Source organism: Candidatus Poriferisodalis sp., from assembly GCF_965214215.1.
Taxonomy (GTDB): Bacteria; Actinomycetota; Acidimicrobiia; order Acidimicrobiales; family Poriferisodalaceae; genus Poriferisodalis.
The window spans coordinates 564,725-579,266 of record NZ_CBDCBD010000003.1 but is presented as its reverse complement, the minus strand read 5'-3'; the positions used below and the strand labels follow the sequence as shown (position 1 = coordinate 579,266).

Below are 14,542 nucleotides of genomic sequence, written 5' to 3'. Positions count from 1 at the left end.
GACGGGCCGTGCGACAGCGATGACTACCTTGACACCGGTGGTGCGTACCGGCTTCCTCGCAGTGTGCGCGACCGTCATGGTCGCAGCGGTGCTGGCGCTTCCAGTCGCGGCGGGCGCTCAAACCGCACAGGAAACCATGCCGGCCGAGGTTGCGGTGTCGCGATACAGCGGCGCTGACCGCTATGCCACCTCGCTGCTGGTCGCCGATGCGGTCGCGGCAGATGCGGGAGGCTCGCTGACCTCGGTGGTGATGGTGTCGGGCCGGACCTGGTCGGATGCAGTGGTTGCCGCACCGGTCGCGGGCGTGCTTGGCGCGCCGGTGCTGATGACGCCGCCGGGGGAGCTGCGTGCCGATGCGGCGGCCTTCTTGGGGCGAACCGGCGTGAGCAGCGTGGTCGTGGTGGGCGGCACCAGCGGTGCGGATGCGGTAAGCCCGGCCGTGGTGTCCGCGCTGGAGGCCCTCGGCGTCTCGGTGGAGCGCGTCGGCCGGGTGGACCGCTACGCCACAGGAGTGGTGGCTGCGAGACGGGTCTCGCCGGTCGGCGAGATGGCAGGTCATGGCACCACGGCGATCGTTGCGAACGGCGACGCGTTCGCTGATGCCTTGGTGGCGGGGCCGTTCGCAGCACGCGGGGCGCATCCCGTTCTGCTGACCCAGCGAGACAAATTGCACGCGGGAGTGGCGGGGTACCTGTCGAGCGCTGGGATCTCCCATGTGGTGCTGATGGGCGGCCCCGCAGCGCTGTCTGAGACCGTTGAAAGCTCGATCACGGATTTGGGGATCTCGGTGACCCGGCTGGCCGGCGCGACCCGTTACGACACAGCAGTCAAGGCTGCCGAGCTGGTGCAGGGCCGCTACGTCGATGCCGGCGGCGAGCAGTGCTTCTCCGTCAGCACGATCGGCCTGGCTCGGGCGCGGGTGCCGTTCGACTCATTCAGCGCGGCGCCGCTGCTCGGCCGGCTGTGTGCTCCCCTAGTGCTGGCCGACCCCGCCCAGGTTCCCACCGACACTGCCGCGTTCCTCGACACCGCGCGCGCCACGCACACCGTCGTAGACGTCCGTGTCTTGGGCGGCGACGCGGCTGTCTCCCAGGCCGCCATCGACGCCTACCTCAACCCCCCGGACCCTGTCCTCGAGGATGACGCCGAGGACTCCGGGCAAGCTGAGGAGGCCGACGAAGCCGACGAAGCCGACGACGGCGCTGCGACTGCACCTGTCGTGCTGCGGGCAGGCACCTGCGGCGGCGACATCACCGATGAGCCCCGCGTGTTCGTGCCGTCAACCAACGCCGAAGACCCGGCATGGTCTCCTGATTGCAGCCGGCTCGTCTTCACCCAGGACGGCGCCCTGTGGACGATGAGCAACAACGGCACCAACCGGCAGCGGCTGCTTCACGGTGACGGCGCCTACCTCAGTTCTGGCGCGTGGTCTCCCGACGGAACCAAGATCGCCTATGTCCGGGGCTACCAGGACGGCAGCCAATGGGTCGCTCACATCTGGTCTGTCGGGGCCGACGGCACCGGCTCAACGCAATTGACCACCGGAGCGATCTGGGACGCGTCGCCGCGCTGGTCCCCTGATGGCGGGACGATCGTGTTCGATCGTGTCTCGGGCGGCCCCAGGCACGTCATGAGGATGTCCCCTACAGGCGACGATCTCGAGGCCGTGACCGCCGACGGGGGACCGAACTTTGATGCCGCGTTCTCACCCGACGGCACACAACTGGCTTACGTCGCCATCTCCACGCTGGTGGTCGCCGCTGCCGACGGGACGAATCCCCGCGCCGCGATCGCCCCAGTCTCCGAGCCCGGCGGACTGTCGTGGTCGCCCGATGGCAAACGGTTCGCGTTCATCCGCACCAGCGGTGGCTTCACAGCCCTGACCACCGCCGACACCGACGGGCTTAACGAAGAGATCGTCTTTCGATCAACGGATCGCGTGCGGGCACCCCGCTGGTCGCCCGACGGCGCGCGCATCGCCTTTCACACCATCGAGGCCGACGGCAAGCACCGGCTGTACATCGCGGGGGCCAGCGGCGAGCCCGTCGAAGGAGGCGTCGAGACGTGCCGGCCTGGCAGCACCATGGGAACGACTGCGGGATTCCCGTTGGACGATTGGGCAGCGCCTTCGGTGGGCTCGCTGCGGATCGCTGCACTGTTCTTGGACTTTCCCGATGCGCAGGCCACCCACACCACCCAGGACGAGGCTGTACAGGGACTGCCCTACGCCGAGGACTACCTCGAAGCGGCGAGCTACGGTCAGCTCGACGTGGAGTTCGTGTCGCATGACGCATGGCTGCGGGCCGAGAACGACTACAGCGCGTTCTCGACAGTGAATGTCCTCGGCAACCAGGCGGTGGACTCGTCGGCTGTCGCCCATGCGATCGAATTGGCCGGCCAGAACATGGACTTCTCCGGTATCGACGCCGTCATGGTGATCCTGCCCAGCAGCCTCTTCGGCGGAGGTGGATTCGCTCACCAGGCCATCAGCGCCCTTGACGAATCGTGGCCGTCGTCGCTCATCAACAGCGTGCACCTCGGCGATGAACGCGAGCCCTACGAGTGGGGATCGGTGGCTGCGCACGAAGTCACGCACAACCTCGGCCTGGCGGACCTGTACCCCTACGACGCCAACCTGCATGCTCGTGCCGAAGCGCCAGCAGGCATGACATGGGTCGCCGCCCAGTGGGGGCGCATGAATATGTGGTCGTGGTACCTGGCCGCTGAGCATGACCCCCGGATGGCCCATGCGTGGACCTACCCGGGCGGCTACACCTCCACGTCGTACAGGCTGCATCTGCGCATCGAGGAGATGCTGGCATGGAGCCGCTGGCAGCTCGGGTGGCTGAGCGAATCCCAGGTTCGCTGTACCGGTGCGGACGAGGCCACTGTGACGCTGTCGCCGATCGCGCAACCGGGTGACGCAGTGGCGATGGCGTCGATCCCGCTCAGCGCTCACGAGGTGATCGTGATGGAGAGCCGACGCAGGCTCGGTTACGACGCCGGCAGGCACTACGAGGCCGCCGACTCGGGTGTCACGACCACCTTCCCGCGCCTCATCACCGAGGGAGTGCTGGTGTACACCGTGGACAGCTGGCTCGGTGCGGGCGCCCTCCCGCTGAAGGTCGCCGGCGACAGCGGCAACGGTCAGGTGGACGATTTCCCCGTGCTCGAAGCCGGCGAGTCCGTGACGCTGCGCGGCTACACGATCACCGTCGTCGCCGATGACGGCGACACCCACACCGTCACCATCACCCGTAACGTCTGAAGTGTTCAAAATATGACGGCGGGCGGCCGGGGAGGCTGCGGTACCATCCAGCATGAGTGAGGCCGTTCGGGCCTCTGCTCGCAACCCTGAGAACTGCCATGGCACTCCGACTCGAAGATCGAGACTTGGTTCTTGCCTATCAGGCCGGCGACGACGAAGCGTTCGCCGAACTGGTGCGTGAGTACCGGCCACAGCTTCTCAACCACGCGCGCCGTCGCCTGAGCTGCAACGAGTCTGCCGAAGACGCTGTCCAGGAGACATTGGTGCGCGCCCTGCGGGCCATGCCCCGGTTCAACGGCAACTACCTGGTGGGGCCGTGGCTGCACCGGATACTTGCCAATGTCTGCATCGACGAAGGCAACCGTCGGCGTCGCGAGGGCGAGAAGACCGAGCGCGCAGCCGTGAACGACACTGCGCTGCAACCCACGCCCAGTGTCGAGACCGAACTTGGGCTCGATCTCGATCTTTCCGAATTGGCCGACGCCGTGGAGGGCTTGTCAGAGCCGTACCGCGAGGCGCTGCACATGCGCTTCGTCGAGGAGCTTTCCTACGACGAGATGGCCGAGGCGGCCGGTGTCAGCGAGGACAACGCTCGTGCCAGGGTGTCTCGGGCCCGTACGGCGCTGCGCTCTGCGATGCGTGTCGCGGCGTTCGTGCCCGTGACGCTTGTCGGACTGCTCCGACGCGGCGAGCGAGCCGCCTCCGCAGTCGCGGGCCACGGAGCTACCGCCGGATCTACTGCGGCTCAGTCGTCGATGGCTTCGGCGATGCCGCTGCTGACCGAGACGGCGCCGGTCGCGTCGCGTGCAGCATCTGCTGTCGCGAACGTCGCGACCACGGGGGTTCCAGTAGTCGCCAAGGCCGCCGTCAGCCTGGGGCTTGCCACCGCAGTGATCACCCCGACAGTCGACTCGCCCGTCCACAAGGCGGCCGAGCGGGTGCTGCCCGATTCTGTCATCGAGGTGCTGACCCCGCTGGCCGTGGAGGTGCCTGCGCCTGATGCACCAGTGGTCGTGCCTGCCGCTGAGGTGCCCGCGGCAGTCGAGGCGGTGCCAACCGTCGTTGAGGCCGAAGCGGCGTCTGCTGTCGCTGAAGCTGAGGTGACGCCAGCCGCCGCAACGGTGTCGCAGGAAGAAACCGTGGCGAGCGCCGACGAACAGCCCGCGGCTGCAACTGCGGACGTCGAGCAGCAGGATGCGCCGGTTGCAACGGGTACCGACAATGACACGTCGTCGGCCGCCGCGGCTGCTGTGTCGGCCGTGCCCGACACAGACGGCGCCCGCGAAGTCGTCGATCAGACGGTCGGCGGGACCGACACGCAGAACGTCGCTGATACCACGGCGGTCGACGAGTCCGAAGCCAGCGCTGTCAGCGAACCAGTGGTGACTGTGGTTGCCACGAGCAGCGTCGAGGGTGCAGATCTGACGTTCACACCGTCGGGTGCCAACCGCTACGACGTCGCAGGCACGCTGTCGCTGACGGTCACAACGACGACAACCACAACGACCGACGAGGTCGAGTCCGTCGAGGCCACCACGATGAGCAAGTCGGTGGCGGTGGTCGTCCCGAGCACGGCGTCGCTTCAAGCCGTCGATCCCGCCGTGGACGAGCGTCGGTTCAGTGCTTTGCTGGTCTTCGCACCCGGCGACGACGGTGCGTCCGCAGAGATGCGACTGGCCGCCCGCGGCACCGAGAACGATGACGGATCGCTGTCGATGTCGGGCGTCTTCACCGGCACACCCACCGAGTCGCTGCCGCTCGTCGATCGAGGCGCCCTGTCGGGCACGCTCATGCTCGACGCCGACGGCCTGCCTCAGTCGCTCGCCGTCACCCTCACCCAGTAGCCAACTGCACCGAGACGAACTCCCTTGGCGTTTGCGGACGGTTCTGCTCGGAGGCTGAGCCAATAGGCGAAGCCGTGGCCCGAGCGGCCCGTGAGAGCGGCAGCGAACAAGAGCGGGAAACAACTGGTGCGACAGCGGGAAGGTTCACCTATCCGCGCATCTTCTCAGGCGTTCTTGATGAGCAGGCCGCCGTCGACGGGCAGCACCGCGCCGGTCATGTACTGGCTGGCGGGCAGGCAGAAGTTGAGCGTGCCGTGGGCGACTTCCTCGGGCTCGGCGTAGCGGCCCAGTGCGGTGCGGCGCTTGGCGAAGATCGTCTTGTGCTCCTGCGATATCTCTGCGGTCATGGCGGTGTTGATCGGCCCGGGGCAGATGCAATTCACCGTGATGGCCTCGCGGCCCAGCTCGACAGCCAGCGACTTGGTGAGCCCGATCACGCCGTGCTTGGCGGCGGTGTACGGCGAGCCGAACTTGGTGGCACCCCAGCCCTCGGTGGAGGCGATGTTGACGATGCGCGCCGCGTCGGACTGGCGCAGGTACGGCAGGGCGGCGCGAACCGTCACGGTGTGCGCCGTCAGCAGCACCTCGAGCGAGATCGCCCAGTTGTCCTCGTACTCGGGGGAATCGATCGGCGAGAACCGTGAGATGCCGGCGTTGTTGATGACGTGGTCGATGCCGCCGAACCGCTCGGCCACCTCGTTGGTGACCTGGGTGACCCGGTCGCGGTTGGCCACGTCCATCGTCCAGCCCGCTGCCGAGCCGCCGGCGTCGTTGATCTCGGCCACCACGGCATCCACCTCGGCCTGGCCCAGGTCGGTCACCGCAACGTGCGCCCCCTCGTCAGCGAACAGGTGCGCGGTCGCCCGGCCCTGGCCCATGCCGGCACCGGTGATCAGCGCCACCCGGCCATCGATCGACCGGCTCAACGTCGACAGTCGCTTCGTCGTCCCCACAGAATTCCTCCGATGTTCGTCGCGCACAGCGCTCGGCCTGCGGCCGCGCTCAACGTAGCCGCAACGGCTGCAGCCGGCCTGGTCGTTGAAGGCATCGTTATGCACTGGTACGAAGACAGGCTCGAAATGTCTGAGTTCTGCGACATATGGGAATTGTCACTGTACGCATGCCCCAGTAGTCTGCCGATGTATCAAGACCAACGTGGAGTGCTTCTGCATGGAAACCGTGACGCCCCGACGGAGCAATGACCCTTCACCAGGCAATGCCGTGCGCCCGTTGTTGACCAGCCGAGATCTCGGAGCAGCCATCGCGGCAGCGCGCAAGGAGCGCGGCTGGTCGCAGAGCACATTGGCGGGCGAGGCTGGCGTGGCCCGCCCGTGGCTGTCGAGTTTCGAGAACGGCAAGCCGACGGTGTCGTTGGACGGGGTGCTACGCGTGACGATCGCACTGGGTCTGGGCTTCGGCCTGGTTCCCGCAGACGCCGATGCCGATGGCAGTACTGGCATCGGCATCGAGAGCGGCCGATTCGATCTCAACCTGTACATCGATGACTGGGGTACCAGCCGCTCGGCCTCTGAGCCGTCAGCCGTTCACCATGACTGACAGCGTCCTCGCTGTGCTGCTGCGTGGGCAGACTGCTGCCGAACTGCACCGCACCACTGCTGGCAAGCTGCGGCTTCGCTACGACGACAGCTACCGCGCCGATCCTTCAGCAACGCCGCTGTCGGTGACAATGCCGCTGTCGTCGGCTGCCTACGGCGACCAGGTTGTGACGCCGTGGCTCTGGGGCCTGCTGCCCGATGACCGCGAAGTGCTGCGACGCTGGGGCCGCGAGTTCTCGGTGTCGAGCGCGAGTCCGTTCCCGCTGTTGGGCACCCCGATCGGTCGTGACTGTCCCGGTGCCGTGCAGCTGTGCCCACCGGCGGAAGTTGGCGCGCTGTCAGGGCGCATGGCCGAGGCGCATTTAATGAGCGAGGCGGACATTGCTGTGCGGCTGCGCGACTTGCGCGCAAACCGTGCGCTGTGGCTCGGCAGTGACTTCCGCGGGCAGTTCAGCCTCGGCGGCGCCCAAGCGAAGACGGCCCTGCACCGCAGCGAAGGGCAGTGGTACCGGGCGAGCGGATCGCTGCCGAGCACGCACATCGTCAAGCCCGAGATTGCCGAGTATCGCTGGAGCCACGTCAACGAGCATCTCTGCCTCGCCACGGCGTCCCACGCGGGGCTCCTGGCTGTGCGGACATCGTTGGCGACCTTCGAAGACGAAACCGCGCTAGTGGTGGAACGGTTCGACCGTGTCTGGCGCGGTGCGCAGGTGCACCGAATTCATCAAGAAGACCTCTGCCAAGCCCTCTGCGTCCATCCCGATCACAAGTACCAATCCGACGGTGGGCCAGGGCCGCAGGACGTTGCCGGCCTGCTGCGTTCGGCCGTGCCAGGCCGGCTGGCCGCCGCTGACGTGTGGCGCTTTGTCGATGCGCTCGCGTTCAACTGGCTGATCGCGGGTACCGATGCCCACGCCAAGAACTACGCACTGCTCTTGCACGGTTCGTGGGCGCGGCTGGCGCCGCTGTTCGATGTCGCATCGTTCCTGCCGTACGACGACTCCAAGGGCCACAAGGTGAACTTGGCCATGAAGATCGGTGACGGCTACCGGCTCACGCGGGCCGACCGTCCTGATGCATGGCAGAAGACTGCGAGCGATCTCGGTCTACATGCGCATGACGTCGTAGCGCGCGTTTCTGACCTCGCCAGCCGTCTACCGGCTGCGGTCGCTAGGGCAGCGAACGATCCAAGCATTGCCGTCTGCGGTGCTCAGGACTTCGCCCAGCGCCTCGTTGAGTTCATCACTGCCCGCGTCAGCCGCTGCGCCGCCATCGTCGAAGCAGCTGCCTGAAGCCGCAGCTCGCGTTTTGGTTGCGGACCGCGCGGCGGCGGATCCGTTCAGGAGCTAGCTCGGCAGGTGCTGCGGTCAGCCGGTTTGCCAGGCGGTGCCGCCGTCGATTTTGAGCACCGAGCCCGTGGTGTAGCTCGACGCTTCTGATGCGAAGTACAGCGCTGCGCCCACCACTTCGTCGGCTTCGCCGCCGCGCCGCAATGCGATCTCGTTGTTGGCCCGCTCGTTGAAGGCCTCCATGTCCCATGCCTTCGAGATGTCGGTCAGGAACGGGCCGGGCATGATGCAGTTCACCCGCACCCGAGGCGCGTACTCGCGGGCGAACGACTGCGTGATGGCGTGGATGCCCGCCTTGGCCGCCCCGTATGCGGTCTCGTTCGGCGACGGCGCCACGGCCGCTACCGAGCTCACATTGATGATCGAGCCGCCGCCGGATTCGAACATGTGCTTGCCGAACACTGCCGAGGCCCGGAACGGCCCCTTCAGGTTCACCTCGATCACCTTGTCGAACAGCGACTCGGACACCTCGTACAGCGACGGGTACAGCGGCGACAGCCCGGCATTGTTCACCAGCACCTCGCAGTGGCCGAACTCGTCGTAGACCCGTTCGCACAGGGCGTCGTTCTGGTCCCAGTAGCCGACGTGGCACTCCACCGCCAGCGCCCGCTGGCCGGTGGTCGAGCGCACCTCGTCGGCGACCGCTTCGCAGTTGTCGAGCTTGCGCGACGCGATCACCACATCGGCGCCAGCCTTGGCGAACGCCAGCACCATCTCGCGGCCCATCCCGCGGGAGCCGCCGGTGACCACCGCCACCCGTCCCGACAGGTCGAACAGCTCGTTCGCCGACCCAGCGGCCATCTCAGCGGCTCCAGGAGTTCCAGCTCATCACCGAGTCGAGATCGGTGCGGGTGGCGAGCTTGAAGTCGGTGCCCTGCGTGTAGGCCACCGGGCTCAGCGCGTACTGCCGCACGGTGTCGTAGGGGATGCCCAGGATCTCGGCGGCTTCGCGCTCATAGCCGAGGTGCAGCGTGGTCCAGCAGGTGCCGAGGCCCCGCTCACGTGCGGCCAGCATGAAGCTCCACGCCGCGGGGATGATCGAGCCGGCCTGGCCCACCATCATCCGGGCGTCGTCGGTGCGGCCGGTGATGCACGGCAGGAACAGCACCGGGCTGCGGTGCATGTTCTCCGACAGAAACTCGGCCGACGAGGTCACCCGAGCCTGCTGCGCCTCCCGCTGGGCGCCGAGGCCCGAGCCCACCCGGCCCGCATACACGGGGCTGTTGCGGTAGGCGTCGAAGCCCTTCTTGTACAGCGCTGAGATAGCCTCGATCTTGTCGCGCTCGGTGACGAACACGAAGTGCCAGCCCTGCATGTTGGAGCCCGTCGGCGCCTGCACGGCTATCTCGACGCACTCCCGCAGCACCGATTCGGGCACCGGCCGGTCGAAGTCGAGCCGCTTGCGCACTGCCCGTGTCGACTGCAGCACCTCATCGGCCGACAGGCCCAGCTTGATTCCGGCATCGCTCATCATGTGCTCCTTGGGCCCGGCGTGGTTGCGGGCGTTGTCTCGCAGATATCCCGCAGGAGGGTATCCGCCGCCCGTGAGCCGCACCGGGGCCGCGAACCCCGCTAGCGCAGGAATTTGCTGGTGGTGTTGTCGGCGAGCACGCGCCCGCCGGTCTGGCAGCCGGCGCAGTAGTTCACCGAGTAGTCGCGGTACTCGACAGCACGCACAATGTCGCCGCAGGCCGGGCACGGCTCGCCGGTGCGTGCGTGCACCGCTGAGGGTCGTTCGGCCGACCGGCTCATCTGGGCGAGTTGGCGCTCGGCTGTCAGCGACTCGTCGACCACGGCGCCGATGGCGGCCACCACCCGACCGACTGCTTCGGCGTCGAGCTTGGCGGTCGAGGCGAACGGCGACAGCTTTGCCCGGTGGCAGATCTCGTTCGCCATGCGACGCCCGAGGCCCGAGATCACCCGCTGGTCCCGCAGGAAATTGTGCAGGCGCGCCGGGTGAGCCGCCATGAGCTCAGCCATGCCGGCGGGGTCCACGTCGGTGGCCTCAGGCCCCAGCCCGATGAGTGGATTGACGGATGCTGCCGAGGTTGTGTCGATGGCCTCGGGCTCCACGCCGGTCGAACGGTCGGTGGTGGGCTCGGGTTCGGGTTCTGGTTCTGGTGCGGCTGGCGGGTCGGTGGACGATGGGTCCGCGGCCGGGTCGCCGGCCAGCACCCACACGCCGGCTCGTTTCTGGGTGCCGGGCTCGGTGAGCAACAGGCCCAGCCCGCTGTCGAATTCGAACCGCACCAGCCCATCGCGGGGCCGGCGCGGCCGCTTCGCACCCGGCTCGAGCACCCGCAGCCGGCCGCCTTGCATGAGGTGCACCACAAAGGTCAGCCCGTCGCCGTCTTCCCCGTCACCCGAGGCGCCCCTGGCCCCGCTCCCGCCGTCGTGCTCCCCGTCTGCCCAGGTGCCTCTGGCCCAGCTCGCGCCCGTTGCGTCACCGGCTGCAGCTGCGCTCTGAGCGCCTGCGTCACCGGCCTCGCTCTCGCCTTGTGCACCCTCGTCGCCGTCACCGCCGGCGACCGAATCGGCAGATGGGGAGGCGAAGTGCAGAAGCAGGTACTTGGCTCGCTGGCCGACACTGCGCAACGGCCAGCCGACGGCATCGCTCGGCGGCGGGCTGGCGGTCTTGAACGCCGTGAACGACAGCGGCTCGACCCGCTTGAGCACCTCGCCGGCCGCCAGGGCCTCCAATCGTTCGGCATGCGCCCGGATCTCAGGGATCTCCGGCACGAAGCGTCAGCTCCCGCCGGTGTTGTCGTCGTCGCTTGGCTCGTCAGCGCCGTCTTCGCCGTTACGCCCGCCAGCGGCGCTGCCGCCATCAGCGCCGAGCGCCGCGCCCAGCGCCGTGTTCACCAGCGCCAACGCCTCAGAAGCAACGATCAGCACGCGCACATCGCCGCTCACCTTGATGAGTCCCGCCTGCAGCGCCGCCAGCGCACCCAGGTCGCCACGCCGCACGGCCTCGGCCGTCTCCCGGGACTGGCTCATCACGACAACGCCGTTGCCGTTGCCATCGCCGACGTCGTCGCTGCCGCCGCCGTCACCGTCGGTCGTGCTGACTTCGGGAGGCGCCGGCTCAAGGTGTGCCCGACCGCCGTCGATCACCAATCGGTAAGCGACAACGGGCCCGCCGTTGCCGTCGCCGATCCGCTGTTCCACAGTGGCCCGCACCGCGGGCAGATCCACCTCTGCCAGCACCTCGGACATCGCAGCACACCAGCCCTCAGTCCCGATCTCCACGCCAGCGAACCTATGCCGCTCGTGCGGGCGTGTCACGCCACCGGCCTGCCGGGCTGCGTGGGTGCCGGGGCGTTGGGCGGGGGCTCGCACGGCGGGCGCTGTTGCTGGTGGGGTGGCGCATGAGATCCGGCGCTTCCGCTGGGGGGCATCCCCGTCGGGCGCTGCTGCGGGCGCCGCAGCGCAGTAGGTCGGGCGCTTCCTCCCGTGCAGCAGCGCAATAGCATGACGTGGTGACCTTCCCGGCTCGCCGCCTCCGTCGACTGCGTCGCACCCCGGCGCTGCGCCGGCTCGTAGCCGAGACCACCGTCACCCCCAGCGATCTCATCGCCCCGCTGTTCGTGCGCGAGGACGCCACCGAGCCGCAGCCGATCATCTCGTTGCCCGGCGTCGTGCAGCACACCCAGGAATCGCTGCGCAAGGAAGTCAACGAGCTGGCTGGCCTGGGCATCAGCGGCGTCATTTTGTTCGGGCTTCCCACCCGCAAAGACCCCATCGGCTCCGAGGCCTGGAACCCCGATGGCGTCGTGCAGGTGGCCCTGCGCAACCTGCGAGACGATCACGGCTCGGAGATGGCGATCATCGCCGACCTGTGCCTCGACGAATACACCGACCATGGTCACTGCGGCGTGGTGACCGGCGACGGCGAGGTCGACAACGACGCCACGCTCGAGCTCTACCAGCGGGTCGCGTTGGCCCAGGCCGAGGCCGGCGTCGACATGGTGGGCCCGTCGGGGATGATGGACGGCCAGGTCGGCGCAATCCGCCAGGCGCTCGATGCGAACGGCCACGTAAGCCTGCCGATCATGGCCTACTCGGCCAAGTACGCCTCGGCCGAGTACGGGCCGTTCCGTGAAGCCGTCGACGTAACGATCAGCGGCGGCGGCAACCGCAAGGGCTACCAGCAGGACCCTGCCAACGCCCGTGAAGCCATGGCAGAGATCGAGCTGGACGTCGCCGAGGGGGCCGACATCATCATGGTGAAGCCGGCGCTGGCGTACCTCGATGTGATCGCCGCCGCCAGGGCCCGATTCGACTTGCCGCTGGCGGCGTATCACGTGTCGGGCGAATACGCGATGCTCAAGGCCGCAGCAGCGAACGGCTGGATCGACGGCGATGCCACTGCGGTCGAGCACCTCACCGCCATCAAGCGGGCCGGCGCCGACCTGATCCTGACGTATCTGGCACGCGAGTTCGCCGAGACCCTGCAGTAGCGGCAGGCTCAGCGCTGCGGGTGGGTCACCTGGGCCACTGCGATCGCACACAACGACCCGATGAACTGCGCCACGATGAACAACGGCGCGCTGGCGGGGGCGATGCCGGCAAACGTGTCGGAGAACATGCGGGCCACGGTCACCGCCGGGTTGGCGAAGCTCGTCGACGAGGTGAAGAAGTACGCGCCGCCGATGTAGGCCGCCACCGCGAAGGCCACGAACTGGGCCTTGCCCGAGCGCACCACGCCGATGATGACGATGACCAGCCCGAACGTGGCGATGATCTCGGACACAAAAGCGGCGCCGCTGATCCGGTCCCTGGTGGACCAGAACACCGCATCGAGCTCGAAGATCACGTTGGCCGCGATGACGCCCAGGATCCCGCCGGCGGTTTGTACCACCACGTACAGCCCGGCCATGCGGTTGTCCAGGTCGCCGGCAAGCCGCGCCCACAGCGTGACCGCCGGGTTGAAGTGCGCTCCCGAAGTCGATGCGAACAACAGGATCAGGCACGTCAGCGCACCCGCTGTCGCGATCGAGTTCTCCAGCAGCTGCAACCCGACATCGTTCGGGCTGAGCCGCTCAGCCATGATTCCCGAGCCGACCACGCTGAGCAGCAGGAAACCGGTGCCCACGAACTCCGACGTCAGCCGGCTGGCGGTGGTCTCACGCAGCGCTGTCACCCCGACAGCCTGCCAGCCGCGATTGAACAAACCCTGACTTCGGAGCGAACATCGGGCAGCGACCGGTCTGCGCAGCCTCGCTGATCTGCCGCACCCGAGACGGTGCTAGTTCTCGCGGAGGTCGAAGGCGATTTTGGTGGAGCCTCGGGCGCCGGCGTTGGCTGCGTGCTCCAGCGCAGCCCGGTATTCCTCGAGCGGGTACAGCTCGGAGACCAGCCGGCCCAGGTCACAGTCGCGCACGAGCTTGATGGCGGCCTCGAACGTGTGGCCGCCGTCCAACGACGGCTCGGTGCCGTAGCAGTAGGCGCCCACGAGCTCGGTCTCGCGGTGCCACAGCGCAGAGAGGTTCAACTCGACGTTGGCGGGCATGCCCAGCACCACCACCCGGCCACGGGGTCGGGTGAGGGCAATGGCGTCGGTCAGCGACGCCGACGAGGCCACTGCGTCGATCGTCACGTGCGTCCCTGACCCCAGCGTCTCGCCGATCACCCGGGTGCCCGCGGCGCGGCGCACTGCCCGGCCGAGCTCGTCGGGAGTCACGGCCAGGTCGGCGCCCAGCTCACGGGCCAGGCGGCGCTGGTGGCTGTAGCGGGCGCCCACCACGATCGCCGCCACGCCAGTGAGCTGGCGCAACGCAGCCACGGCAACGAGACCCATCGTTCCGGCGCCGATGACGGCCGCCGTGCCGCCCTCGGTCACCCCCGACCGCAGTGCAGCATGCACGCCCGCAGCGGTCGGCTCGATCATCACGGCGGCCTCGTCGGACAGATCCTCGGGGCCCAATGAACCCAACGAGTGGAGCTGGCTGCGGTGGGCGGCGAATCGCTCCGACCAGCCGCCGCCCGTCGACGCGCACGACCCGGTCTGCAAACCGGCCTCGATCTCGCCGCCGATCAGGTGGCCATAATCGTCGCCGTCAGCCGGGGCGGCGTCTGGCCAAGGCGGGGCGAAGCCGTGAGCCTCGTGGCCGAGCACCGGCTCGAGCACCACCCGGGTGCCGTCGTCGGTGTGGCCGACTACCTCATGGCCGGGCACGAACGGGAACGACACCAGCGGCTCGAAATAGCGAGACACCTTGCCGTCCACTGTCGCGAGGTCGGAGCCGCAGATGCCCGACAGCGCCGTGCGCACGTACTGCCAGCCGTCGCCGGGCAGCTTCGGCGGATCCATCTCGGTCAGCCGCAGCGGACCCACGCCCGCACCCGAACCCGGCTTCAGCTTCCCCGCAGCCATCGCCGCAGCGAACCGCAGCTCCTTGCGCTCGAACACCAGCGCTCTCACGACCGTACGCCCGCTGGGGTCGACAGCGTTTCGCCCATGACCCGTCGGCTGTGCTCGCGTGACAAGGCGAGCCGGAAACGGCCAGACACCTTGCGCACTGC

12 protein-coding genes are annotated in these 14,542 nt (G+C 68.2%); 5 read left to right on the top strand and 7 right to left on the bottom strand.

Annotation, left to right across the window (positions count from 1 at the left end; all coding sequences use genetic code 11):
• Window positions 1-19: 19 nt before the first annotated feature.
• Together ACOOF5_RS05080 and ACOOF5_RS05075 are read left to right on the top strand one after the other, a co-directional pair.
• Window positions 20-3,268 carry a cell wall-binding repeat-containing protein gene (locus ACOOF5_RS05080; protein ID WP_420437258.1) on the top strand — a complete coding sequence of 1,083 codons (3,249 nt, stop codon included), beginning with the start codon at window positions 20-22 and terminating at the stop codon, window positions 3,266-3,268.
• A gap of 98 nt (window positions 3,269-3,366) precedes the next feature.
• The gene (locus tag ACOOF5_RS05075) at window positions 3,367-5,112 is read left to right on the top strand and encodes a sigma-70 family RNA polymerase sigma factor (RefSeq protein WP_420437256.1); all 1,746 of its coding nucleotides are present in this window, start codon (window positions 3,367-3,369) and stop codon (window positions 5,110-5,112) included.
• A gap of 164 nt (window positions 5,113-5,276) precedes the next feature.
• On the opposite strand, the gene ACOOF5_RS05070 is transcribed toward ACOOF5_RS05075, so the two are convergent.
• Window positions 5,277-6,065: an SDR family NAD(P)-dependent oxidoreductase gene (locus ACOOF5_RS05070; protein ID WP_420437254.1), complete on the bottom strand. Its 789-nt coding sequence runs from the start codon at window positions 6,063-6,065 to the stop codon at window positions 5,277-5,279.
• 217 nt (window positions 6,066-6,282) lie between these two features.
• Between ACOOF5_RS05070 and ACOOF5_RS05065 the strand changes: the two genes are divergently transcribed.
• The gene (locus ACOOF5_RS05065) at window positions 6,283-6,669 is read left to right on the top strand and encodes a helix-turn-helix transcriptional regulator (RefSeq protein WP_420437252.1); all 387 of its coding nucleotides are present in this window, start codon (window positions 6,283-6,285) and stop codon (window positions 6,667-6,669) included.
• Window positions 6,662-7,960 carry a type II toxin-antitoxin system HipA family toxin gene (locus ACOOF5_RS05060; protein WP_420437250.1) on the top strand — a complete coding sequence of 433 codons (1,299 nt, stop codon included), beginning with the start codon at window positions 6,662-6,664 and terminating at the stop codon, window positions 7,958-7,960. The genes ACOOF5_RS05065 and ACOOF5_RS05060 overlap by 8 nt, the downstream gene beginning before the upstream one ends.
• A gap of 75 nt (window positions 7,961-8,035) precedes the next feature.
• Here the strand turns inward: ACOOF5_RS05060 and ACOOF5_RS05055 are convergent, their stop codons facing one another.
• The 4 genes from ACOOF5_RS05055 to ACOOF5_RS05040 all read right to left on the bottom strand — a co-directional run bounded on the left by ACOOF5_RS05055 (window position 8,036) and on the right by ACOOF5_RS05040 (window position 11,266).
• A complete protein-coding gene (locus ACOOF5_RS05055; protein ID WP_420437248.1) occupies window positions 8,036-8,818 on the bottom strand; it encodes an SDR family NAD(P)-dependent oxidoreductase in 783 nt (260 codons plus the stop codon).
• 1 nt (window position 8,819) lies between these two features.
• On the bottom strand, window positions 8,820-9,488 hold the full coding sequence (locus ACOOF5_RS05050; RefSeq protein ID WP_420437246.1) for a nitroreductase family protein: 669 nt from the start codon (window positions 9,486-9,488) through the stop codon (window positions 8,820-8,822).
• 101 nt (window positions 9,489-9,589) lie between these two features.
• Window positions 9,590-10,756, bottom strand: a complete 1,167-nt coding sequence (locus ACOOF5_RS05045) for a DNA-formamidopyrimidine glycosylase family protein (protein WP_420437244.1) — start codon at window positions 10,754-10,756, stop codon at window positions 9,590-9,592.
• A 6-nt stretch (window positions 10,757-10,762) separates the two neighbouring features.
• Window positions 10,763-11,266 carry a hypothetical protein gene (locus tag ACOOF5_RS05040; protein WP_420437242.1) on the bottom strand — a complete coding sequence of 168 codons (504 nt, stop codon included), beginning with the start codon at window positions 11,264-11,266 and terminating at the stop codon, window positions 10,763-10,765.
• Between the two features lie 230 nt (window positions 11,267-11,496).
• On the opposite strand from ACOOF5_RS05040, the gene hemB reads away from it, so the two are divergent.
• Window positions 11,497-12,477, top strand: coding sequence for a porphobilinogen synthase (hemB, locus tag ACOOF5_RS05035; protein WP_420437240.1), 981 nt, complete (start codon window positions 11,497-11,499; stop codon window positions 12,475-12,477).
• An 8-nt stretch (window positions 12,478-12,485) separates the two neighbouring features.
• On the opposite strand, the gene ACOOF5_RS05030 is transcribed toward hemB, so the two are convergent.
• Window positions 12,486-13,160 (bottom strand): aquaporin, encoded by a 675-nt coding sequence (locus tag ACOOF5_RS05030; RefSeq protein ID WP_420437238.1) that lies wholly within the window; start codon window positions 13,158-13,160, stop codon window positions 12,486-12,488.
• 105 nt (window positions 13,161-13,265) lie between these two features.
• Window positions 13,266-14,441 (bottom strand): zinc-dependent alcohol dehydrogenase, encoded by a 1,176-nt coding sequence (locus ACOOF5_RS05025; RefSeq protein ID WP_420437236.1) that lies wholly within the window; start codon window positions 14,439-14,441, stop codon window positions 13,266-13,268.
• Window positions 14,442-14,542: the final 101 nt, after the last annotated feature.

Coding starts and splice junctions, on each gene's coding strand:
- ACOOF5_RS05080 (WP_420437258.1), top strand. CDS start 20: ATGACTACCTTGACACCGGTGGTGCGTACCGGCTTCCTCGCAGTGTGC.
- ACOOF5_RS05055 (WP_420437248.1), bottom strand. CDS start 8,818: ATGGCCGCTGGGTCGGCGAACGAGCTGTTCGACCTGTCGGGACGGGTG.
- ACOOF5_RS05060 (WP_420437250.1), top strand. CDS start 6,662: ATGACTGACAGCGTCCTCGCTGTGCTGCTGCGTGGGCAGACTGCTGCC.
- ACOOF5_RS05075 (WP_420437256.1), top strand. CDS start 3,367: ATGGCACTCCGACTCGAAGATCGAGACTTGGTTCTTGCCTATCAGGCC.
- ACOOF5_RS05050 (WP_420437246.1), bottom strand. CDS start 9,488: ATGAGCGATGCCGGAATCAAGCTGGGCCTGTCGGCCGATGAGGTGCTG.
- ACOOF5_RS05065 (WP_420437252.1), top strand. CDS start 6,283: ATGGAAACCGTGACGCCCCGACGGAGCAATGACCCTTCACCAGGCAAT.